This window comes from Halobacteriovorax sp. ZH5_bin.2, from assembly GCF_043196375.1.
Lineage (GTDB): Bacteria > Bdellovibrionota > Bacteriovoracia > Bacteriovoracales > Bacteriovoracaceae > Halobacteriovorax_A.
Genome location: NZ_JBEBMJ010000001.1, coordinates 206,071 through 228,565, shown reverse-complemented (window position 1 = coordinate 228,565; position 22,495 = coordinate 206,071). Strand labels below are relative to the sequence as shown.

General features: G+C 36.3%; 21 protein-coding genes. 2 read left to right on the top strand and 19 right to left on the bottom strand.

Features of this window, described 5'->3' with window-relative positions; all coding sequences use genetic code 11:
- Positions 1 to 2: 2 nt before the first annotated feature.
- The 11 genes from lpxB to ybeY all read right to left on the bottom strand — a co-directional run bounded on the left by lpxB (position 3) and on the right by ybeY (position 10,964).
- Complete coding sequence (gene lpxB, locus ABMA76_RS01075; RefSeq protein ID WP_392910368.1) at positions 3 to 1,133, bottom strand: lipid-A-disaccharide synthase; 1,131 nt, start codon at positions 1,131 to 1,133, stop codon at positions 3 to 5.
- A complete protein-coding gene (locus ABMA76_RS01070; RefSeq protein ID WP_392910370.1) occupies positions 1,130 to 2,077 on the bottom strand; it encodes a Gfo/Idh/MocA family protein in 948 nt (315 codons plus the stop codon). Before ABMA76_RS01070 ends, lpxB begins: the two co-directional genes overlap by 4 nt.
- 12 nt (positions 2,078 to 2,089) lie before the next feature.
- Positions 2,090 to 2,884 carry an acyl-ACP--UDP-N-acetylglucosamine O-acyltransferase gene (lpxA, locus tag ABMA76_RS01065; RefSeq protein WP_392910372.1) on the bottom strand — a complete coding sequence of 265 codons (795 nt, stop codon included), beginning with the start codon at positions 2,882 to 2,884 and terminating at the stop codon, positions 2,090 to 2,092.
- A 12-nt stretch (positions 2,885 to 2,896) separates the two neighbouring features.
- Entirely contained in the window at positions 2,897 to 3,376 is a 480-nt protein-coding gene (locus ABMA76_RS01060) for a 3-hydroxyacyl-ACP dehydratase FabZ family protein (protein WP_392910374.1), read from the bottom strand.
- 13 nt (positions 3,377 to 3,389) lie between these two features.
- Positions 3,390 to 4,406 (bottom strand): UDP-3-O-(3-hydroxymyristoyl)glucosamine N-acyltransferase, encoded by a 1,017-nt coding sequence (lpxD, locus tag ABMA76_RS01055; protein WP_393060667.1) that lies wholly within the window; start codon positions 4,404 to 4,406, stop codon positions 3,390 to 3,392.
- 73 nt (positions 4,407 to 4,479) lie between these two features.
- Entirely contained in the window at positions 4,480 to 4,980 is a 501-nt protein-coding gene (locus ABMA76_RS01050) for an OmpH family outer membrane protein (protein ID WP_392910378.1), read from the bottom strand.
- A gap of 16 nt (positions 4,981 to 4,996) precedes the next feature.
- The gene (gene bamA / locus ABMA76_RS01045) at positions 4,997 to 7,291 is read right to left on the bottom strand and encodes an outer membrane protein assembly factor BamA (protein WP_392910380.1); all 2,295 of its coding nucleotides are present in this window, start codon (positions 7,289 to 7,291) and stop codon (positions 4,997 to 4,999) included.
- Positions 7,292 to 7,421: 130 nt separating this feature from the next.
- Positions 7,422 to 8,078: an ABC transporter ATP-binding protein gene (locus tag ABMA76_RS01040; protein ID WP_392858428.1), complete on the bottom strand. Its 657-nt coding sequence runs from the start codon at positions 8,076 to 8,078 to the stop codon at positions 7,422 to 7,424.
- Positions 8,079 to 9,272, bottom strand: a complete 1,194-nt coding sequence (locus tag ABMA76_RS01035) for an ABC transporter permease (RefSeq protein ID WP_392910382.1) — start codon at positions 9,270 to 9,272, stop codon at positions 8,079 to 8,081.
- A 1-nt stretch (position 9,273) separates the two neighbouring features.
- Positions 9,274 to 10,387 (bottom strand): peptide chain release factor 2 gene (gene prfB / locus ABMA76_RS01030; protein WP_392910740.1). Its coding sequence is split into 2 segments (ribosomal slippage): positions 9,274 to 10,314 and positions 10,316 to 10,387, totalling 1,113 coding nucleotides; the frame shifts between segments, so codons are not numbered across the junction.
- Positions 10,388 to 10,415: 28 nt separating this feature from the next.
- Complete coding sequence (gene ybeY / locus ABMA76_RS01025) at positions 10,416 to 10,964, bottom strand: rRNA maturation RNase YbeY (RefSeq protein ID WP_393060665.1); 549 nt, start codon at positions 10,962 to 10,964, stop codon at positions 10,416 to 10,418.
- A 72-nt stretch (positions 10,965 to 11,036) separates the two neighbouring features.
- Between ybeY and mazG the strand changes: the two genes are divergently transcribed.
- Both mazG and coaE read left to right on the top strand, forming a co-directional pair.
- On the top strand, positions 11,037 to 11,843 hold the full coding sequence (gene mazG, locus ABMA76_RS01020) for a nucleoside triphosphate pyrophosphohydrolase (RefSeq protein ID WP_392858422.1): 807 nt from the start codon (positions 11,037 to 11,039) through the stop codon (positions 11,841 to 11,843).
- A gap of 2 nt (positions 11,844 to 11,845) precedes the next feature.
- A complete protein-coding gene (gene coaE, locus ABMA76_RS01015; protein ID WP_392910386.1) occupies positions 11,846 to 12,496 on the top strand; it encodes a dephospho-CoA kinase in 651 nt (216 codons plus the stop codon).
- Between the two features lie 33 nt (positions 12,497 to 12,529).
- Here the strand turns inward: coaE and ABMA76_RS01010 are convergent, their stop codons facing one another.
- The 8 genes from ABMA76_RS01010 to fliQ all read right to left on the bottom strand — a co-directional run bounded on the left by ABMA76_RS01010 (position 12,530) and on the right by fliQ (position 22,494).
- Positions 12,530 to 14,830 carry a hypothetical protein gene (locus ABMA76_RS01010; RefSeq protein ID WP_392910388.1) on the bottom strand — a complete coding sequence of 767 codons (2,301 nt, stop codon included), beginning with the start codon at positions 14,828 to 14,830 and terminating at the stop codon, positions 12,530 to 12,532.
- A gap of 206 nt (positions 14,831 to 15,036) precedes the next feature.
- A complete protein-coding gene (locus tag ABMA76_RS01005; protein WP_392858414.1) occupies positions 15,037 to 15,822 on the bottom strand; it encodes a FliA/WhiG family RNA polymerase sigma factor in 786 nt (261 codons plus the stop codon).
- Positions 15,823 to 15,838: 16 nt separating this feature from the next.
- The gene (locus tag ABMA76_RS01000) at positions 15,839 to 16,735 is read right to left on the bottom strand and encodes a MinD/ParA family protein (protein ID WP_392910390.1); all 897 of its coding nucleotides are present in this window, start codon (positions 16,733 to 16,735) and stop codon (positions 15,839 to 15,841) included.
- A gap of 48 nt (positions 16,736 to 16,783) precedes the next feature.
- Positions 16,784 to 18,247: a hypothetical protein gene (locus tag ABMA76_RS00995; RefSeq protein WP_392910392.1), complete on the bottom strand. Its 1,464-nt coding sequence runs from the start codon at positions 18,245 to 18,247 to the stop codon at positions 16,784 to 16,786.
- A 7-nt stretch (positions 18,248 to 18,254) separates the two neighbouring features.
- Positions 18,255 to 20,330: a flagellar biosynthesis protein FlhA gene (gene flhA, locus ABMA76_RS00990; RefSeq protein ID WP_392910394.1), complete on the bottom strand. Its 2,076-nt coding sequence runs from the start codon at positions 20,328 to 20,330 to the stop codon at positions 18,255 to 18,257.
- Positions 20,331 to 20,350: 20 nt separating this feature from the next.
- Positions 20,351 to 21,427, bottom strand: coding sequence for a flagellar biosynthesis protein FlhB (gene flhB / locus ABMA76_RS00985; protein WP_392910396.1), 1,077 nt, complete (start codon positions 21,425 to 21,427; stop codon positions 20,351 to 20,353).
- Between the two features lie 10 nt (positions 21,428 to 21,437).
- Positions 21,438 to 22,214, bottom strand: a complete 777-nt coding sequence (locus ABMA76_RS00980) for a flagellar biosynthetic protein FliR (RefSeq protein ID WP_021268508.1) — start codon at positions 22,212 to 22,214, stop codon at positions 21,438 to 21,440.
- A gap of 10 nt (positions 22,215 to 22,224) precedes the next feature.
- Positions 22,225 to 22,494, bottom strand: a complete 270-nt coding sequence (gene fliQ, locus ABMA76_RS00975) for a flagellar biosynthesis protein FliQ (RefSeq protein WP_392910399.1) — start codon at positions 22,492 to 22,494, stop codon at positions 22,225 to 22,227.
- Position 22,495 lies beyond the last annotated feature (1 nt).

Here is a 22,495-nt window from a genome sequence, read left to right as displayed (position 1 = left end):
CATTATAAATAAGCACTTTTAATTTTATCGAGAAGATATTGAGAAACTTCGATATCCTCACCTTCTGTTAAGTCTCTTAGTTTTTGAAGTTCACTAAGAACAAGCTCGTAGCGATTCTTATCATCAAATAGTTCTTTGGCCTTACGGACAAGATTATATTCACTAAAACCTTCACCTAGGAGTTCTGGATAAACCTCATGTCCTAGAATCAAATTTGGAATTGAAACAAAGCCCTTATACTTAACAATATTTTCAGCGATAAACGTATTGAATAGATTGAGATCATACGCAATCACACTAGGAACACTATATAAGGCCAATGAAAGGTTTACAGTTCCACTTGTTGCAAATGAAAAGTCCGCTTCCTTAAGAGCTGTATCTAATTCACGATCCTCATAAACCCTATCAAACTCACCTTCGAAGCGAGAAAATAGCTCCTCATCAACAGAGCTGGCCTTAACAATAGAAAGCTTAAAATTATAATTTTCTTTTAGCTTTCGACAGGCCCTAATAAACTGAGGTAACATGAATTCAATCTCAAAGCGTCGACTTCCAGGCAGAAGAAGAATATTAAATTCTCCATTTTTAAAGTCAACTTCATGTCTTTTAAATCCCTCAAGAAGAGGCTTCGTTTTCTTTAGAAGTGGGTGTTCAATTGTAATGGCCTTACTTACACCACGATCCATAAACCACTTTTTTTCAAATGGAAGGATACAAAAAAGTGTATCAACAGAAGCCTGAAGGTATTTTGTACGCCACTCTTTCCAAACCCATGCTTGAGGTGCCACATAGTAGAGAACCTTGACTCCAAGCTTTTCAAGCTTCATGGCCAATTTCAGATTAAATGTTTGGAAATCAATTAAGATAGCAACTTTCGTTCCTCGTTTCTTTACTTCATCAATAATGTGATTATAAGCACCATAGTAAAAAGGAACTTTTTTAACTGCTTCTGTTATTCCCCAGGTAGAAAAATCTTTTAGATCATAAAGTAATTCAACTCCTTGCTCTTTCATAAGTTCTCCCCCTACTCCGTAGAATTGAGTATCAGGAGCTCCCTTTGTAAGAGTCTCAAGGAATGTCATTGCATGTTCTTCACCAGATTTTTCACCAGCAATTATTAAGCAGCTTTTCAATTAAGTTCTACCTCAATATTCTTTTCAAGCGATTCATTAACGGCCGCAATTAATTCCATTGCAGCAATTCCATCATCAATTGTTACAAATTCTTTTGTGTCATTTAAGATGGCATTATAGAAACGCTCTTGTTCGATTAGTAAATGATCACGTTTTTCGTAATCAAATTCATTAATAACTTGCTCCTCACCAGCTTTAATATCTGTTGAGTAAGAAGCTTTATTATTTAATAGGTCAACTCTAAGAATTCCCTTCGCAGAATTGATTTGTACACTTCTTTCAGTCTTTACATCGTTTCTTGAGTTTTCAATTGTTACGAGACGATCGCCATAACTTAGTAGCGCCTTCACATGATCAAATTTATCAGTAAGAACTTTCATCCCATAAGCTCTGATACTTTTAGGTTTTCCAAAAAGCATAAGGGCCAGATCGAGGTCGTGAATCATAAGATCTTCCACAACACCAACATCTGCGGCCCTTCCTTTAAATGGCGAATTTCTTACAATTGTAGCAACACTAGAATTTTCAGTAATGTCTTTAAACTCTTCAAGACGCTCCCAGACTTGATGGCATCTTTCACTATGTCCAACTTGTAACTTAACACCCTTCTCATTAGCAATTGACTTTAAATTCCTTGCCTCTTCTACTGTAACAGTAACTGGCTTTTCACAAAAAACATGCTTGCCTTCTTCAAGTAAGAACTTAGCAATTTCGAAGTGAAAGCTTGTTGGTGTTGCAATTACGGCGGCATCAATTTCACCAATGACTTCTTTAATATCAGAGACAATCTTGATATCAGGGTATTTTTCTTTTGCTTTTTCTTGATTAGCGGCAAAAGGCTCAACAATTGCAATTAACTCACAATTATCTAGATTATATGCTTTCTGAGCATGCCATTGACCTAAGTGTCCATAACCAATTGAAGCAACTTTTACTTTAGACATAATTAATCCCTATTAGCTTAAAAACGGCGCAATTCCCATTTTTGTCGTTACAATATGCTCTTTAATGCGCTCGATAATTTCATTATTTGCATATGGCTTCATTAGCTCTTCAGTTTCAACGAATGTACGTGGTGAGTAAGTTGAAGCTTCCATATCACGGAAGAAGTCAACAATTTCAGAAATAGCATTTCTTTCAACACCTGCACGACGAAGACCGATAATATTGATCCCACGAAGCTTTGCACGGTTACCATAAGCAGTACAATAAAGTGGAATATCCTTATCGATAGCTGAAGCACCTCCGATATAAGCACCTTCTGCAACTTTTACAAATTGAGAAATATTAGTTCCACCACCGATGATAACTTTATTACCAACTTTTACGTGACCTGCAAGGTTTGTTGAGTTTGCCATAATAACACGATCACCAACCACAACATCGTGACCTAAGTGAACTTTCGCCATTAGAAGACAGTTGTTACCAAGAGTCGTTTTTTGACGATCCTTCATTGTACCTCTGTGAATTGATACATATTCACGAAGAACATTATTATCACCAATCTCAACTTCTGTTGGATCTTCGCTATAAGTTAAGTCTTGTGGTTCTTCACCAATTGAACAGAATTGATAGATTTTATTATTGTCACCAATTCTTGTAATACCATTAATGATTACGTGGTTACGAATGTCACAATTTTTTCCAATTTTAACTTTTGGACCGATGATACAGTATGCACCAACAGTTGTTCCTTCTCCAATTTCAGCAGACTCGTGAATAATTGCAGTTGGATGAAATCTCTCGCTCATGGAGGCTCCTTCTTAATTATCTTTTACTTTAAAAGATGCAAGAACCTGACACTGGCTTACTAGGTCGCCTTCGTGAAAGATTTTGCAATCGTTTTGTAAGAAACCAGTACGCATTTTTGTACATACAGTTTCAATATCTAATTTCATACCAGGGTGAACTGGTTTTCTAAACTTTGCGCCCTCAATTGATAATAGCGCAACTTCGAATTCACCTTCTTCTAAATTTTTATAATAAAGCTTTAATTGAAATGAAGTGAATTGTGCCATCATTTCGACCTGTACAACACCAGGAAGAATTGGGTTTCCAGGAAAGTGTCCTGCGAAGATTGGGTGATCTTCACGAGTGGTATAATTTCCTTTTACAACTGCACCAACGAGATCTTTTAACTCGTTCACTTCACCTACAGCTTCTACACTTGTAATCTCATCCACGAATAAAAATGGTTCGCGATGAGGGAGAATTTGCATTACTTGTTCTTTGTTTAATTGCATACGTTACCTTCCGTTAAATATTCTTTCGTAAAAAAGCAATTCCTCGTAAAAATTCACGCATAGGTCTTGCCGGGTATCCACCAACGATTTCCTTCGGCTTCACGTTTCCAATAGCGACACTGCCACCTGCAAGTTGAGCGGCCATCCCGACTTCTAAATTGTCAGCGACAGCGGCCTTTCCTCCAAGAACAGCGTAATCTCCAATCTTTGTGCTGCCACCAAGTCCTGCTTGTCCACAGAGAATAACTCCATTACCAAGCTGAACGTTGTGTGCAACTTGCACTAGATTATCAATTTTAGCGCCATTGCCAATACGTGTCGGTGAAAATGTTCCTTGGTCAATACTCGTATTTGAACCAATTTCAACATCATCACCAATTACAACTCCACCGAAGTGCCAAATCTTATGATGAACACCTTGATGAAAGTTATAACCGAATCCATCACTACCTATAGTCGTACCGGAGTGGATTCGACAATTCTTTCCAATGACAGTTTGAGGATAAATTGTCACGTTAGGATAAATTGTACAATTTTCGGCAATTTTAACATTTGGTAAAATCACACAACCGGGCATGATTGTGCAATCAGCAGCAATTTCGACACCTTCTCCAATAAAAATATTCTCAGCTATTTTTACAGAAGGATGAATTGTGGCCATGCCACTTTTTCGGCCATCAAGATCATAGCTAAGTGAACCAAGTTTTTCGTCGAAAAATATTTTAGATGCTTTTGTAATTGAGATAGGAATATTCGTTGAAGAAATTAACACCTTTGAACTATCTTCAAGTTCTTTCTTTTGAGAGTCCTCTAGTGACTCAAAGAGTTTTGCATCGACAATTAATGCAAGATTCTCACTAGCTTTCGCTTCTTGGTACTTTGCTAAAAATTTCTTAGCACCAATAAAGAGAATTCTTCCTTCAATAATCTCTTCCATCGAAGAAATTCCTGTTACTTCGTAATCAGAATTTCCAGATAGAAAACTCATATCGCTATCGTTTTCAATAATATTTTTAATAAGAATGGACATATTATCCCCTCCTTTAAAACGACAAAAGGGAATACCTACGTATTCCCTTCATGAGTCTTTTTTAATTAGCAAATTACTTATGTTTTTTATCGTAAGCTTTAATTACATCTTCAGTAATGTCAGTTACTTTTTTGATGTAAAGAATTGGAGTTGTTGATGTTTCATAAGTCCAGTCTAGACCTTTGCTTTTTGATACTTCTTCAACAACACCTTTAATTTTATTTAAAATTGGTCCCTTTGCAGTTTGTTCCATTTTTGCAAGCTCACCTTGATACTTCTGCATTTTTTGTTGGAAACCGAAGAACTTCTTTTGTAGTTCTTGACCTTTTTGTTGCTTAGTTTTTTCATTCATAACAAGAGCTTGTTTTTCAAACTTCTCTTTTTCTTTTACTAGAGCTTCTTCTTCTTTCTTAAGCTCAGCCTGCTTCTTATCAATTTCTTTTTGCAGCTTATCTTTGATCTTTTTAGATTCTTTAACTGTTAAAAGAACTTTTTGAACATCAACACGACCAATATTCATTGCCGATGCAGTTAATGAAGAGAAAAGTAATCCAATCACTAATAAATTTTTCATATCGTCTCCTTACGAATTAGAATAATTGTCCAATATCAAAGTGGAATTTAGTCCCGCTATTCATATCTGGGTCAGGGTTAATAGGAACCCCCCACTCAAATCTTAGAACACCAATTGGTGAGAACCAACGGAAACCAAAACCATAATCCATATATATCTTATCGATATCTTCTAGTCTCTTTGCTGTACCAGCATCGAAGAAAGTAACAAATTTAAGACCTGCTTCTTTTGCAAGAGGGTGCTCAAGCTCAAGAGTTGTAAAAGCAGTAAATGGAGCACCAATATTAAATGACTCTGTTTTATCTGGAGTTCCTGGATCATTATCGTGATCATATGTTACAGACTCTTTAGGCCCAATATCTTCAATATCATAACCACGTAGGTTTCTAGCACCACCAAGAGAGAACTTCTCATTTCTAGGTACTGGAACACCTTGCTTCTCTTCGATTTTACCAGTGTAGAATCGACTTCTAAATACTAGCTCTTTCCATACAGGATAGAAGTAGCGTAAATCAATTTCGTTCTTCCACCACTTCTTATCTCCACCTAAACCAGCGTACTCAGTTGCAAGGTTCCAGTAGTATCCGTCCGTAGGCTCAAAGCGGTTATTTCTCTTATCTTTTACAACGGCAACACGAACAGAAGATGTAACACCATCTTCATTCTCATCGACTGTCGGATCTTTAATATCTGTTAACTCAGTTTCTTCAAGTTTATAAGTTGTATAAAGTCTTGTGTAATCGAAGATTGGATAACCAATACGAGCAGCAAAACCATGTTTCTTATAATCATATGAGTCTAATTGAGTATCTACAGTTCTAAAGACCTCGCCTCCTAGAGTCCACTTAGAGTCCATAAAGTATGGCTCCGTAAATGAAAGAGAAAAATTTTGTTGCTCTTTTGCAATATTAGTTGAGAACGATAGTTGTTGTCCTAAACCTCTAAAGTTATTCTGAGAAATCGAAGCTTGAAAGAATCCACCTGTCGCAGTTGAATAACCAGCACCAAGTGAAATTTGCCCTGTACTCTTTTCTTTAACACTAATTTCCACATCAAGAACATCATCTTGCCCAGGAGAAGAAACCGTATTGAAGATAACACTTCCTGGCTCAAAGAAACCTAGGCGGTTAACATTCTCTTTTGACTCACGAAGACCAGAACCAGAATATTTTCCACCCTCGTGAATCTTAAGTTCACGGCGAATTACCTTGTCACGAGTCTTTGTATTTCCAGTTACCGAGATACGTCCAAACTTAGCTAGTTTCCCTTTTTCAAATGAGTATTGGATATCAACTCTATTCTCACCTGGAACTAATTGGATATTTCTAATTACGTTGGCAAAGGCATAGCCAAGGTCTTGGTATGACTCAGTAAGTGTTTGAATATCACGTCTTAATAACTCTTCTGAATAAACTTCACCGGCCTTAAGTTTAGTCTTCTCTCTTAGCTCATCTTCTGTAAAAAGAAGCTCACCTTGAAAGTACACATCACGTACATCAAATTTTGGACCTTCTTTAATTTTAACAGTAATGAAAACCCATTTCTTATCTTCAGAAACAGTAACTTCAGGAACGGCCACGTTAACTTGTAGGTAACCTTTCGTTGAATAGAAGTATTTAATTCTTTCGATATCTGTTTTGAAATTAAGTTCTTTAAAATTTCCTGAACCCGAAAGGAATGAGAATAGACTCTCCTCTCTTGTTTCCATAATTGATTTAACTTCTTCTTCAGCAAAAGCAGTTAACCCTAGAAACGTAACCTTTTTAACTCGAACCTTATCGTATTCACTAATATTATAAACAAGGTGAACGTTCTCTTTATCAACTTGTCTAATTTCATATGAAACATTAGCTAGGTAGAAGCCCTTCTCTTCATAGGTCTTTTCCATCTGGCGAACATCGGCTTGAATCGAGTTAATATCAAGAATTGAATATTCTCTCGTTTTAAGGCCTTCGCTTAAATCGTCCTTATCAACCTCATCATTACCTCTAAAAACAATCTTAGCGATAATAGGCTTTTCAACAACTTTAAAGATTAGCTTATTTCCATCTTGATGCGCTTCTACTGATTCGAAGTACTTTAGATTATAGATAGTCTTGATATCATCAAAGAGTGTTTCATTCGTTAGAGTAAGGCCCGCACGAGAGCGTAGCTTATCGAGTACAGCTTCCTTCTCTACTTTCTTTAAACCTTGAACTTCAACACTTGAGATTTTAAATAGACGTACACGTGGTCCAATTTCACTTGCTTGAATACTTAAGGTAATTGAAAAAACAATAATATATATAAAACTCTTCCAAGAGTTAATCATCTAGTCTCCATGATCCAGCGATCTTGCCATGTGTGTGTGTGCAGACAAAAAATACTTGAGTAAAAAAATATCAATAATCTTACAAAGTTACAAAAAGAAAAACGAACATCCTGCACAAAAAAGTGACCAACTAATGCAGGATCCCATCGATCATCGTGTGAACACGACTAAACTTTCGAGACATTTCCTCATCATGAGTGACCACAAGAAGGGTTGTTCCAAGCTCTCTTGAAAGCTCAAAAATAAGGTCGGCCACAATTTTAGAATTCTTCGAATCGAGATTCCCAGTAGGCTCATCGCACAATAAAAGCTTAGGACGCAATGATAGAGCACGAATCAGATTTATACGCTGCTGCTGACCACCAGAAATTTCATACGGGTACCTTTTGAGGCACTCAGCAACTCCTAGGGTCTTGGCGAGTGAAAGAATATACTTCTTCACTTTTGACACATCATGTCCCCCTAAGCGTGCCGGTAGAAGAATATTTTCTAGGCAAGTAAGAGATGAGAGTAAAAAGTGAAATTGGAAAACAAATCCTATTTTGGAATTACGATAATTTGCTAGCTTTGCATCATTCATTTGGCCAATATTTAAGTTGTCGACTGTAATTTGACCGGAAGTAATATTTTCGAGGCCGCCAATCAAGTACAAAAGAGTCGACTTCCCACAACCAGATGAGCCTTTGATAACACATTGCTCGCCTTGAGATAATTCGAGATCAACACCCTTTAGGATATGGGAGTTTCCAAAGTCTTTGTAAACATTCGATACATTTAAAACTGCCATTTACGAAAACTCCTCTCTAAGACCTTGGGCCATTGATTTTGAATCTAGTCTTTTAAGAACTATAAAAGTTAAAAATATAATAAAGATAAATGAAATAAATCCAACAATAAAAATATCTCTTAATGATAAGAATAGCTCAATGCGATTTAGGTGATAGACATCTGTAGGAAGAGAGAAGATATCAAGCGTCCCTAAGAAGTAGTCAAAGACTTCAACACAAATAAGCGAGCCCATAAAGGCAAGAAACCAGATCCCAATATTTTGAACTAGCCATAGCGTTCTAAACTTCTTTGGAGAAAGTCCTATTGCGTAGAGTAAGAATATTTCTTGAGAGCGTCTTTCCTTAGAAAAAATAATAAAAGCAAGACAGTTGAAAATGGCCAAAACAACCACAATTGAAAAGACAATTGAAATCATATACTTTTCAAATTCGACGGCCTTAAGAAATGTTGCAAAATCACTCCAATACGGAGCAATATTGTATTCATAGTAGAAGACACTCTTCATATCTGCCACCACTTCATTAATCTTGGCCAGACTTCGATATTCAGGCTTTAGTCTTAGGCTCATTAAATTGATTCGACCCTTAACCCCTAAAAGGGTTTGAATCTTTTTTAAATTCACATAAACAAAACGGCTTCGATACTCATGGATCTTGAAAGTTTTAATATCTTTAATTTTTAAGACGGCATTGGTTGGTAAGTAACGCTCACCTAATTTCCCTGCAGAAAAACTAAACTTCAGAGTATCACCAACTTTAACTTTTAGATCTTGCGCAAGTAGATCACCGATAATAACTTCATTTTCTTGTGGCTCAACAAGACCATTATCTAATTGATTGATTTGTTCATTAACACCAACAACAAAGACGGCCTTTCCCTTTTCATCTTTGTTAACAAAAGATTGGGTACGTAGCATTGGTATCTTTGTTTCGATTGGAAAATTATTAAGATCTTTTTGTTCGTTTTCGTTTAATTCAAAAAATCCATTTGTGGCCGTAAGAATAACTTCACCACTTCCAGCATTTAATGATTTTTTAAGCGTAACTCCAAAGCCATCCATAAGAGCTAAGCTACAAAGGATGACAGCTAAAGAAAACATTAAGCCCAGTATTGTGGCGGTTATAAAATAGCGCGAAGATCGATCACGAAAAAAAAGTAATTGGAAATCTTTAAAAAGATAGAAAAAACTCAATTTACTCTTCCTTCATCCCATCAACTGACCATCTTAAGTAGGCATCCATAAAACCATCGATATCACCATCTAAAACTTTTTCAGCTTGTGATGATTCAAAATTCGTTCTGTGGTCCTTAACCATCTTATAAGGATGTAGAACATAAGAGCGAATCTGCGCTCCCCATCCAATTTCTTTCTTATTAGCTTCTTCTTCTGCAGCTGCTGCTCTTTGCTTTTCTAGTTCTAACTCATATAAACGAGACTTAAGAACTTTCATTGCTTGAATTTTATTTTGCAGCTGTGATCTTTCATTTTGACAAGTAACAACTAAACCTGTTGGAAAGTGGGTAATCCTAACGGCTGAGTCAGTTGTGTTAACCGACTGACCTCCAGCTCCACCTGAGCGGTAAACATCGATTCGAATATCTTTATCAGCAACTTCAATTTCAATATCGTCATCCACTTCTGGAGAGACAAAGATCGAAGCAAACGAAGTATGGCGACGATTTGCTGAATCAAATGGCGAAATACGAACAAGGCGATGAACACCAGTTTCAGACTTTAGATTTCCGTAGGCGTAATTACCTTCAATTAGCATCGTAGCAGATTTAATTCCTGCACTATCACCATCTTGTACATCAAGAACTTGAACTTTAAAGTTCTTGTGTTCGGCCCAGCGATTAACCATCCTAAAGAGCATACTTGCCCAGTCACATGATTCAGTCCCACCGGCACCAGCATTAATACTGACAATAGCATTATTTGAATCGGCATCATCAGAAAGAAGAACCTTCAGTTCTGCCTTATTGAATTCATCGACAAATTCATCAGCAATCTCAATCGCCCCAGTTGCAGAATCTTCATCCCCTTCAGCTGCGTACTCAATTAAAATTTCGAATTCATCATATAGGTCTTTTAATTTTGTATAAGTATTAACGACATCTTCTAAAAGGTTTTTTTCCTTTTGAACTTTGGCAGCGTTCTGATTGTCGTCCCAGAAACCAGGCATGGCCTCCATATCTTGAATTTCACTTATGCGTGCTGACTTTTGGTCAACATCAAAGTGACCTCCTTAGACTAGCAAGCTTATCATCGTAACTTGCCATTAGTGATTTCTTCTCACCAAGGGCTATGCGAGTACTTTCTTCCATCTCTACTTTCCTATTTCTTCTGCCTAGATTTTTTAATTTTAGTTAAAATCTCTTTTTCAAGAGCTTCCATAATTTCTTCTTCCTCTTGTGAGATTTCGTGATCATATCCTAACAAATGAAGAAGTCCGTGACAAAATAAGTGAATGACCTCTTGCTCAAGTTCAAGATCAAACTCTTTTGCTTGCTTTGCTGCCACATTTCGACTGATGATAATATCACCAAGCATAACAGGCCCAGGAAGAACGAAATCCGTACTGTCGGGACGCAAACTCTCATACATAGGAAAAGAAAGAACATCTGTCGTTTTATCTTTACCTCGATGATCGCGATTAATTTGTTTCATACGAGAGTCACCACAAAAGTGAAGATCGACTTCAATCTCTTCGTGAACCTTCTTGTCTAAACAAGTGTTCTTTGAATAAAGAAAGTTACTTAAGACAACAAGTGAGTCTTTTAGCATATTTTCACAGGCCGTAAGTCCCCAATCACTTCTAGAATTGTCAGCTAAGTTAACAATAAGTCTTGATTTGTTCACTTGAATAGTTGCGCTATAGGCCATTATTTCCAATCTCTTTTTAAGGGTGTATTATTCTGTCTTAAGTTACATAGATTATATTACCAAGGCAAAGTTATGTCACTAAGCGAAATGGAAAGATTAAGAGAAGTTGTTGCAAAGTTAAGAGATCCTAAAGACGGTTGTCCATGGGATCTAGAACAAACTCATAAGTCCCTTCTAAAGTATTTGATGGAAGAGTCATATGAGTTCATGCATGCAGTTGAAGATGGTAACTACAAAAAGATGGAAGACGAATTAGGTGATGTTCTTCTTCAAGTTGTCCTTCACTCTCAATTAGCAAGTGAAGAGTCTAAGTTTGATCTTAACTCTGTTGCTAAGACAATCGCTGATAAAATGGTAAGACGCCACCCCCATGTGTTTACGGACAACAAGGCAAAAGATGTTGCGGAAATTAAACAACGTTGGGAAGAAATAAAGAAGGCGGAAAAAGCAAATGAAGAAAGCCTTAAGAAATATGAAATTTGTAATGAACTCCTCTCTTTTCCGGCCCTTACAAGTGCTGCAAAAATTGGAAAGAAAACGAATAAAATAAACTTTGACTGGGAAGATTACACGCAAGTAATGTATAAAGTCGAAGAGGAGTGGCAGGAGCTAAAAGAAGAACTCACTCCAGGGCGCGAGCTCAATAAAGAAAGAGTCCAAGAAGAAATGGGAGATCTTTTATTTTCAGTTGCACAACTTGCAAGACATCTCGATCTAGATCCAGAAATCACATTGCGAGAAGCAAACTTAAAATTTAAAAGACGCTTTAATCAGCTTGAAGACATTGCCAGAGAAGAAGGTATTGTCATTCGTGAAAGCTCTCAGGACGAACTTGAAACTCTCTGGTCTCGTGTTAAAGAAATCGAAAAAAGCAACTAGTTATGAAAGCATCACCTATTAAGCTAAAAAAAGAATTTATCACTCTAAAAAAAGATAAGCGTCTTTATCAAATGCCTTGTCCTGTTGTTGGACTAACAGGAGGTATCGCCACAGGAAAATCCACAGTATCTAAGTTACTACGTGAAAAAGGCTTCCCTATCATCGATGCAGATGCTCTTGTCAAAGAAGTATATAAGACACAAGAGTCTCTTGAGCACTTACAAAATTATTACCCACGTGTTGTCGAAGAAGATAACACAATTAACTTTAAGTTACTGCGTGAATACTTTTTTCAAGATATTCAAATCCAAAATGATATTGAAAGCTTAATCTATCGTCAGCTTCCCGAAGCTTTCTTAAAAGCTTTTAAAGATCTCGGTTCTCCAAAGGTTGTGATCTATGATGTTCCTCTTTTATTTGAAAAGAATCTCGATTCTTTCATTGATCACAAGGCCGTTGTTTACTGCCCACGTGCAAAACAAGTTGAACGCCTAATGGCCCGTGATGGAATAGAAAAAGATCTAGCCTGTAAGATTCTAGCAAAACAAATCGACATCGAAGAAAAAGCAAAGCTTGCTGACACTGTCATCGATAATTCAGGAGAACCTGAAGACTTGAATTTAAATATGTTTTTAGATCACTTTGATTTATAGAAATAAAAAAGGCTCCCTAAGGAGCCTTTTTTTTTACAATATAGGATTACTATCAGCAACAGTGTATTCGATCTCGCCATTTTGAGTGCGAAGATTTTGGAAACTTCCATAAAGGCCGCGAAGTGAAGAAATAAGTTCTTCGTCCTCTTCTTGAGCAAAACGTGATAGGTGTTGCGTTTGAGTTGCAACATCATTAATTTCACTTCTAATTGCCTTGAAAGTATCTTTAATGGCACTAACATCAGGCACTTCTTTACTATCCATAATGATTTGAACTTTAGAAAGCCCAACATCTAGTTGTGTTGAAACTTTTGAGAAACTACCAAGAGTCGAGTTAAATTCTTTTAGCTCACCAGCAAACTTCCCAACAGTTGTCTCACTAGCAACTCCTCGTTGGATTTGATCGATAATTTGAGAACTTCTCGCTCTAAACAACTCAACTTGTGACTTTAATGATTTAAATTGGTCACGTGACCTTACAAGTCCTGCATAAGCTGCTTTATTCTCATTAATAATTTCAACAATCTCACCTGATCGTGTTGCTAATTCAATTTCTTCGTCAAATAAGCGGTTTGTCATTTCGATCATATAACGATTCATTTCTTCAAACTTAGCTCTCATTTCAACAACTGATACAATTTTATCTTTTGCAATTTTGAATTTATTAATCGCATCTTTTTGTAAATCTTTCTGACCTTCAAAAATAATTCTAACGTCATCAATAATTTTATATTGTTCAAATAAGTTATTTTCCAGAAGCTCAATCTCCTTCAAGAATGAAGCTTTCTGCATTAAGAAGTGATCATTAACTTTAGTGAATTTTTCATATACATTATCAATCCCAGCAGCTGAAAAATCTTGTTGCAACTTTTCTCTAAACTCACCATTGAATTTATCCTCAATGAGAGCATCAAGAGACTTCCAAACCGGAGAAACAACTGACTTCATTTGATTAGATAACGTCTCCTCTAAACTTCTTAAAGGATAGAAGATAACCATAATACGTTTTTGATCTGCATACTCTACTGGAGAAACGTACATTTCAAATGGTGCTGCTTCTTTATCATTTTCTGTTTTTACTTGAATCTGATAAATTCCTGCCACACCGTCTCTTACAGCACTTATGACAGGGTCATTTTCACCGAGATTTGTAAATGTACTTAAATAGTCCCAAGTGATACTCATATCTTTTTTAGCACTATCGATACTCCAGTGCTCATAGAATAAAGAGTTGGCCCAAACAGCATTAAGATTTGAATCTAAAAGGAGTGATGAGAAAGGCATCGCATCTTGAAAGATCGAACCAAAGCTCATTCTCTTGTGAATATAGCCACGGTATTTTTCAATCTCTTCTTTAAATGGATGTGACCAATCTCCTTTAAGAGATGCTTTCACTGGTATTACTCCATCTTTAATAAGATCAAGTGAAGTAGCTTCTAGTAATTTCTTTGCTCTTTTTTCAGAGTAAGCGAACATAAAAAGTCCACCTGCAAAAATTGTAACTAAAATTCCGATAATTGCGACAAGTCCATATAAAGTTGTTTGAGAAGTTTGATTTAATTCAATTTTTTGATAAGTCAGTTTTGGACCAAACTTCTCACTCCATGCAAGATAGCTCTTATTTGTAGTCTTCCAAATACTATCAAAGTCACGAAGTGTATTAAGAGATTTCTCTAAAAGATTTAATTCAGTTCTTAAAGTTCCAAGACGAACAACAATAAGGTTCTTATCTTCATCCGAAAGAACTGATCTCATTGTTACCTTTTCCATATAGTCCACATCACCTGCTATCGAAGCATGTAGACGTTTTAAATTTCCGTAACTGTAAAAATTAGAACTCTTAGTTGTTCCCACTGAAATTTTAGTTTTAATTTTATTTGAAATTCTTGTTAAAGTTCTCCACTGATTATGGACAACGAAATTTTGGAAACCAATCATCTTCGTTCTAAGAACATTAATAAGTGTTGATTTATTTGCAGAAGTTGTAATGTCATCTAATTTCTTTCTCAGATCAGAGAAATTATTATGTAGGGCCTCATATTCAGCAATGTTTACGATTTCATTTAGTTCTTTAATTGAAGTTTGAAATCTTTCGAATTCAGATGTTGCCTCTTTTGTACGATCAACTCTTACTAACTCTTTAATATCTTCAAGAGTATTGGAATTCTTCACCTCTTCAAATTTAGAAGTTGATTCATAGACCATTGTCATGCGATCAAAATTAGCTGGGCCATTCTTCCAAAAGGACCAAACACCGTATGAAATAAGTGCTGTCGTTAGAATAAGAGAAACAGAGAAATAGATAAACAACGGCTTACTGAAACGAAGCTTCATTATAGGTCTCCTAAATGTCGGAATGGGAAAATCACTTCCATATGTTAACGGTCCTTCACATCCTGTGAACGTAAGAATTTCTAAATCTATTATGCAATTTTTTAATTGAATTTTAAAGGCTTAATTAATTTATTTTATAGGCAAACAAAGGCCCTTTAATTGAAAGGGCCTGAGTAAAAAAGTATGTTTTTAAAATTGTATTGTGATTAGCTAACTAGTTCTTCATAACCTTCGAACATAGTTTGTAGCTTAGCTTTAAGTTTCATTACTGCTTGAGTGTGTAATTGAGAAACACGTGATTCAGTTACATCTAGTACCTGACCAATTTCCTTAAGGTTAAGATCTTCATAGTAGTAAAGAGAAAGAACAAGTCTTTGCTTTTCTGGAAGTTGCTCAATCCCCTCTTTAATTTTGTCTCTGAAGTTTTTATTTGAAACAGCAGTGAATGGATTCATTGCCTTACTGTCTTCATTTAGTCCTGCCATTGCACGCTTGTCATTGCGATTAAATGTCGCTGAGTCATCAATATTCAGGATAGAGACAGACTTTGCCTTATTTAGCATTGTGTGAAATTCTTCTTTAGAACACTCTAGCTCTTTACACATTTCATCATCAGTTGCTGGACGGCCAAGTTCAGATTCTAGCTTAGAGTATGCGCGGTCAATTAGCTTGGCCTTCTCTCTTACAGAACGAGGTACCCAGTCTTGTGAACGAAGTTCATCTAGGATAGCTCCTCTAATTCTAAATTCTGCATAAGTTTTAAACTTATTATCACGTGAAGGATCAAATTTCTCGATCGCATCCATTAGCCCAATAACACCACATGAAATTAGATCATCTAATTCAATATTTGATGGTAGGCGTGAAGCAATTTTTTGCGCAATATACTTAATTAGTGGAGCGTATTCCACTACGATCTCATCTTTTACTTTTGGATCAACAGTTGATCTGTAATCTTTTAAATTCTTTAATTTTTTGGCCAACGATGACATCTCTCTCACTCCTTGATTAAGCTAGTTGCTGTGGGTTACTACCAGCACGACTGAATCCCTTCAGCAACGCAGGCGCGACTCGACTAGTACTGTCCTCGTCGGTAAATTTATTAATGATGTTAGTGTAATATTTCGAAAGGGAATTCTTTTCCGTTTTTAAAAGTGCGTGATCAAATTTGTCAGATGGAATTTCTAAATTCTTCACACCACCTAATACACTAAGATTAGCTTGCATAAAGCTAGCAACAGTATCCACTAGAGACTTAACAACTTTTCTATACTGTTGATTTGAATCAACTCTATTTACAATGAGGTGATTATTTTTAATTTGATATTTTTGATTTAGGATTTTAATTAAGGCATAAGTATCTGTGATTGATGAACGGTCAGGATTAACAACCATAAAACGATAATCGGCATAGGCCTGTAGATTTATCGTCTCTTTATTAACACCTGCTGGGCAATCAAGGATTACATGATCATATTCACTTCTATGGGCCGCGATAATATCAATAATAAATTTATCGTGCTCGAAGCTAGTATCGAATAAGTCACTATTACCATTACAACCACTTAGAAGGTGAATATTTCCAAGCTTGTATAGACATTCATCGAATGATTTTTCTAAAGAGAGCAGTGAATAGAAGTTATCGTTTAGAGGTAGTCCTAACTTCACGGCAGTATTTGAAAGGTTATAATCACAATCGATTAAAAGAACCTTCTTGCCTTTAGCACTTAGCTCGTTGGCTATCATTAAAGCGGTAGTAGTCTTCCCTACACCACCTTTACCTGATCCAACTGCAATAATTTCACATTCTTCATTAAGGTAACTAAGAGGGGTTTTAACATTCAATTCGCAGCTATCGTCACTACGGTGCGATAACAACCATGTTGAAAGATCGTTTCTGGACATCCTGTCTCCTAAACAAAACTTATAAATTTAATCTAATAACAAAAAAAGCTACAGCTTAAAAATACCGGCCAAAATCCTTTCGGCGGTTGCAGCTTCTAGGTCATCAGGAACAATCTCACCCGTTCCAAAAAATTTGTAAGGTAACGAGCTAAAGTCAATTGCAAGATTAAAGAGTGACCCATAATTCAAGCACTGATCTAAGTGTGTTACCACTAAACCATTTGCAATATTTGCATAACGATTTAGTACTTTTCTATTATACAACTCTGTATTGATTCCCGATAGACAGATTAAAATTTCCACATTTTCAAAACTACGTCTTAATCCATCAACGAACTTCTTGATTTCATTGATTTCTTGATTTGTTGCCTTGTAGTCGATAAAAACATTTTTCTTTGTTTCTATTGATTTTCTTGTTTGGGCAACAATTTCAGAAATTGATTCACAGATATTTGATTCAACATTAAAAAACTTCTCAGAGAAAGAAGTATTATCTTTAAAGCCAGTGTTGGCCTTGTTTCTGATAATTACAGAATCCTGTTTAAGAGCAGAAAGCTTCGTTAGCATTGAGCTCTGTCCACATGAAGCATCAGAAATAATTACTGTAACCGTTTTAGACTCTTCATTATCGACAGATGAAAAGAGTGGCATTGCTGTTCTAACTTCACCCATCATTTCTTTTAAAGCAAATTCAAATACTGTATCAGGATTTTCTTTTTCTTCATCAGATAATTCAAAATTTGCTTTACGAACAACCTTTTGAATATATCTTTCTTCGATATCTAAGCTTCTAAAGATTGTCACCATCTCTTTAACACCAAGGGCCTGAGGTTTAGTCATCCCCTGCACACTTTGAGTTAATTCAAAGATTTTCTTTTCAAGCTCATCAATTTTATTTCTTTGAGTTTCCATTAACTCATTTACTTCTTCGTTATTTGCACGAGTTTCATGATAAGACTGAGATTGAACTGGTCTTGCTTGTTGAACTTGTGGTCTTTCAACAATTACCTCTTCCTGAATTTCTTCTTCAAGAGAAAAGTCACCATTTAAGAAATCATTAAAGTGTTCAGACTCAGCATTTGCAGTCGCCTTCTTCACTTCTTCACGGTCAATTGAATTTAGAAAATCATCAAGTCCAGAGTTAGCTTGTGAAGAGTTTTCTTCAACAGCACTTACCTTTCGGTTAAGGCCTAAACTTCCATATCCATTTAGTGAGTTAGCTTGTGATTGTCCATTAGTGTTTTGATCGTGTGAATTTATCATATTTGCAATATAAGATGAGTTATTTTTATAAAATGAATCTTTTTGTTCCGAGTTTAGAACGTTATCAACCTTGGCCTTTTTAGTGTAGTTTTTCTCAGAAATAGCAGCAGTAATTTCAATCTTTTTCTTTTTGAAAGCGCCCTTAATTCCCTTATTAGTCTGTGTCTTAAGAATAATTGCGTCAGGTCCTAGTTCGGCCTTAATATTCGCTAATGCCTCATCTAAAGAATCTGCTTCAAATTTTCTCACGTACATCCTATAACCTCACCGTTCCAAGTGACCTAATATTCACATCCGGACTTAATTCATTATGACTTACTACAATCAAGTTTGGTATGAATTTTTCTGTCAATTTCTTAAAGTGACCGCGAATAACTGGTGAACAAAGAACAATCATCTTTTCTCCCATGTTTGTGGCCTCCTCTATTTTCTCATTTAAACTGGCCAAAATCGATTGGGTAATTCTTGGGTCTAAAGAAACTTGTTGACCATTTTCTGTTTGTATGAGATTGCCAGCAACCTGTTCTTCTATTTTACGATCTAACGTAAATATCGGCAAATCACCATTGGCAGACTTTATAGACTCAGTGATAGTGCGGTATAGCGATTGTCTGACATTTTCAGTCAAGAGATCTGTATCCTTGATTCTTGTTCCATGTTCAGAAAGAGACTCTAAGATCGTACGAAGGTCTCTGATGGAAACATTTTCCCTTAAAAGATTCTGTAACACCTTTAAAACTGCCCCTAGAGGAAGGATTTCAGGAACAAGATCCGCAACAATTTTTGGATAGTGTTCTTTAAAATTATCCATAACTCGAACAAGTTCTTGGCGGCCAAATAATTCATGTAAGTTAGTTCTTAGAATCTCAGTTAAGTGAGTTGCTAGAACAGTTGAGAGATCTACTACAGTATAACCATTAAATCCTGCATCATCCTTCTGGTCTTCAGTAATCCATACAGCAGGAAGTCCAAATACTGGTTCAATTGTTTCAATTCCATCAATTGGCTCAATCACACTTCCTGGGTCCATTGCTAGGTAGTGATCAGGAACGAGCTCTCCTTGAGCAACTTCAACACCTTTAATTTTTAGAGAGTAACCACCTGGCGCAAGCTCAAGATTGTCCTTAATTCGTACAGATGGAATGATAACACCCCAATCAAGAGCAAATTGCTTTCTCATATATGTGATACGCTCAAGAAGATCACCGTTTTGAGATGAATCAACTAAATTGACTAGCCCATAACCAACCTCAAGCTCAACAAGCTCAAGATTAAGAAGATCTTCAAGAGACTCAGGAGTTGATTTCTTTTCTTCTTCAACAACTGTTTCAGCAGCAAGCTTCTCTTGTACAATTTCGTTTTCCATTTTATTTGAAACATATACTAGAGCTAGCCCAACAGTAATAAATGGTAGTTTTGGTAGCCCTGGAATCATTGCAAAGATTAGGAGTACACATCCAGCAATTAGAACAGCTTTTGGGTGAAGCTTAAACTGCTTACTCATTTGAGCACCAAGATTATCTTCACTTGTATTTCTTGTTGCAATAATACCGGCAGCAGTTGAAATAATTAGAGCAGGAATTTGTGAAACAAGTCCATCTCCTACCGTAAGAAGAGTATATGTTTCAGCAGCACTTCCAAAACTCATCTTGTATTGACCAACACCAACGATGATCCCACCGATAATATTAATTGCTGTAATTAAAATACCAGCAATGGCATCCCCTCGAACGAACTTTGAAGCACCATCCATAGACCCGTAAAAGTCTGCTTCCTCAGCAACTTCAGCACGTCTTCTCTTTGCATCTTCATCGTTAATTAGGCCAGCATTTAAGTCCGCATCGATGGCCATCTGCTTACCAGGCATTGCATCGAGAGTAAACCTTGCCCCTACTTCTGCAACCCTTCCAGCACCTTTCGTAATTACCATAAAGTTGATAATAACAAGAATGATAAAGACAATAATACCAACAACAAAATTACCTTCAACAACGAATTCACCGAAACTTCTGATGATCTCACCAGCTGCACTTGTTCCCTCACTTCCTGAACGAAGTAAAATATTACGAGTTGAAGCAACGTTTAGTGAAAGTCTAAAAAGAGTCGTTACGAGAAGAACTGCTGGAAATGTAGAGAAATCTAAAGGTTTCTTCGTATAAACAGAAACTAAAAGAATAATAATTGCGAATGATAGTGTAATTGCTAAAAGTAAATCGAGTACCACTGGAGGTACTGGAATAATCATAACAGCAAGAACTGCTAGAATACCGATCGCTACTGCGAGGTCTGAATTCTCTGTTAAAACTTTTAATCTTTTAAAGATATCATCCATGATATTTTCCTAAACTCTAATTAGCTAATCGCTTTTTGCTTCTTTTTAAGCTTATAAACAAACGCTAGTACTTCAGCGACTGCTTTATATAAAGTACGAGGGACTCCTTCCCCTACTTTAACTGATTTATATAGTGCTCTTGCTAAAGGAACATTTTCAACAATTGGAATATTATGTTCTTTCGCAATTTCTCTGATTCTTAATGCAAGGTGATCAGCACCTTTCCCAACAATACCTGGAGCAATCATCGTCTCTTGGTCATATTTAATAACGATAGAAATGTGAGTTGGGTTTGTCACAATAACATCTGCAGTTTGGATATCAGCAAGCATTCTCTTTTGTGCTTGTTCACGTTGAATTTGACGAATTCGTTGTTTTACCTCAGGAGAACCATCTTGCTCTTTTGACTCTCGCTTTGCTTCTTCTTTTGTCATCATAAGTTTTTTCTTATGAGCATATTTTTGATAAGCAAAATCCCCAGCGGCAACGACGATAAGCCCAGCAAGAATTGAATAACCAAGCTTTACAAGAATATCTTTACCAATAACAAACGCTTGAAGGAAGTCAACGTGTAGGAAGCCTACAAATTGCGTAATATCATCCTTCATATATAAGTAAACAATTCCAAGAACAATAATAAACTTGAAAACACCTTTAATCGCCTCAACAACGGCCTTCATCGAAAATAAATTTTTAGTCCCTTTAATCGGGTCAATTCTTTCTGGTTTAAACTCCAGAACTTCAGGTGCGTAGATAAATCCAATTTGAGCAACATTTGCAATAATACCTGCACATAGCGAAACGATACACACAGGTGCAGCACATACTAGTGCAGTCGTTGCCGTTTTATTTGCTATAGTTTTTAGTGATTTTTCAGTAAAGGCCGTTGCTGGATTAAGGTGCATAATCCATCTAATAAACTCTTCCATTTCTTGATAAATAAAAAGAAGAGAAAGAGCTAGAGTCATGATACAAGCAGCCAGCACTAACACACTCGTTAGTTCTTTTGAGGATGCAACCTCCCCCTTTCTTCTCGATTCGTCAATTCGATGCTGGGAAGGGTCTTCCGTTTTTTCTTGATCTGTATCTTCGGCCACGACTTACCCCTTAAATGATAAAGTTAAACCACTCGCCAAGTCTTTCCGTATACATTCTAAATGCTACTTGAAAGAACTCATCGCTTGTTGCCGTAAATACTAGTAGACCTAGGCCAATATTGACGACAAAGCTAACCATAATGATATTCATTTGTGGAACAGTACGAGCAATAATTCCTAGAACCGTACTGATGAGCATATTTGTAAAAATTAATGGTGTAGCCAGCATAATCGCTGCAATAAAAATTGATTTGAACGCTTCGATATAGAAGATATGCGACTTTGCAAATACACCAAAATCATAAATATGAATCGTATAAAAAGATTGAAAAATCCCTTTAAACATTGGTAATAAAGCACCTGATGAAACAACCATAACGAGAACAGTCCATTGTATTAGCCTTTCGAAAGGACCTACTTGCTGACCCGAAGATGGATCGAAGTAGCGAATGGCCGCAAATCCAATTTGCTGGGTAATGATACTACCTGCCGACAGGAAGATACCCATAATTGATTTTACCAAATATCCAATTATCAATCCAATAAGTGTGTAAATAATAGTGAGGGCCCAAAACTGGTCCTTACCCACAAACATAATATCTTTGATAACTTCACCCTGAATATATGGGTAGAAGCAAAAGCTCATTACTAGTGTTGATAAGATCTTAACAATCATAGGAATCGGTAAGTTATCGTAAATAGGAAGTTGAAAATTAATGGCCAGCAGCCTGGTAAAAATTAACCAGAATGCAATGATTGGGACAATGTCAGTTATTTGAATTGTCATCTAATTTGACCTACCTTCCATTAACAAGACTTGGAATAGAAATGATTAGATCTTTCGTAAAAGTTGTTAGTTGATCCGTCATCCACGGAGCAGTTAGAACAAGGGCCCCAACAATTACTAAGATCTTAGGTATAAATGAAAGTGTTTGTTCATTGATTTGGGTTACAGCTTGGAATATTGAAACCAAGATACCCATAATAAGAGCACCTGCTAACATCGGTGCTGATATCATTAATCCTATTGTGATTGCTTGTCTTGCGATGTCAGAAAAAAAGTCCATG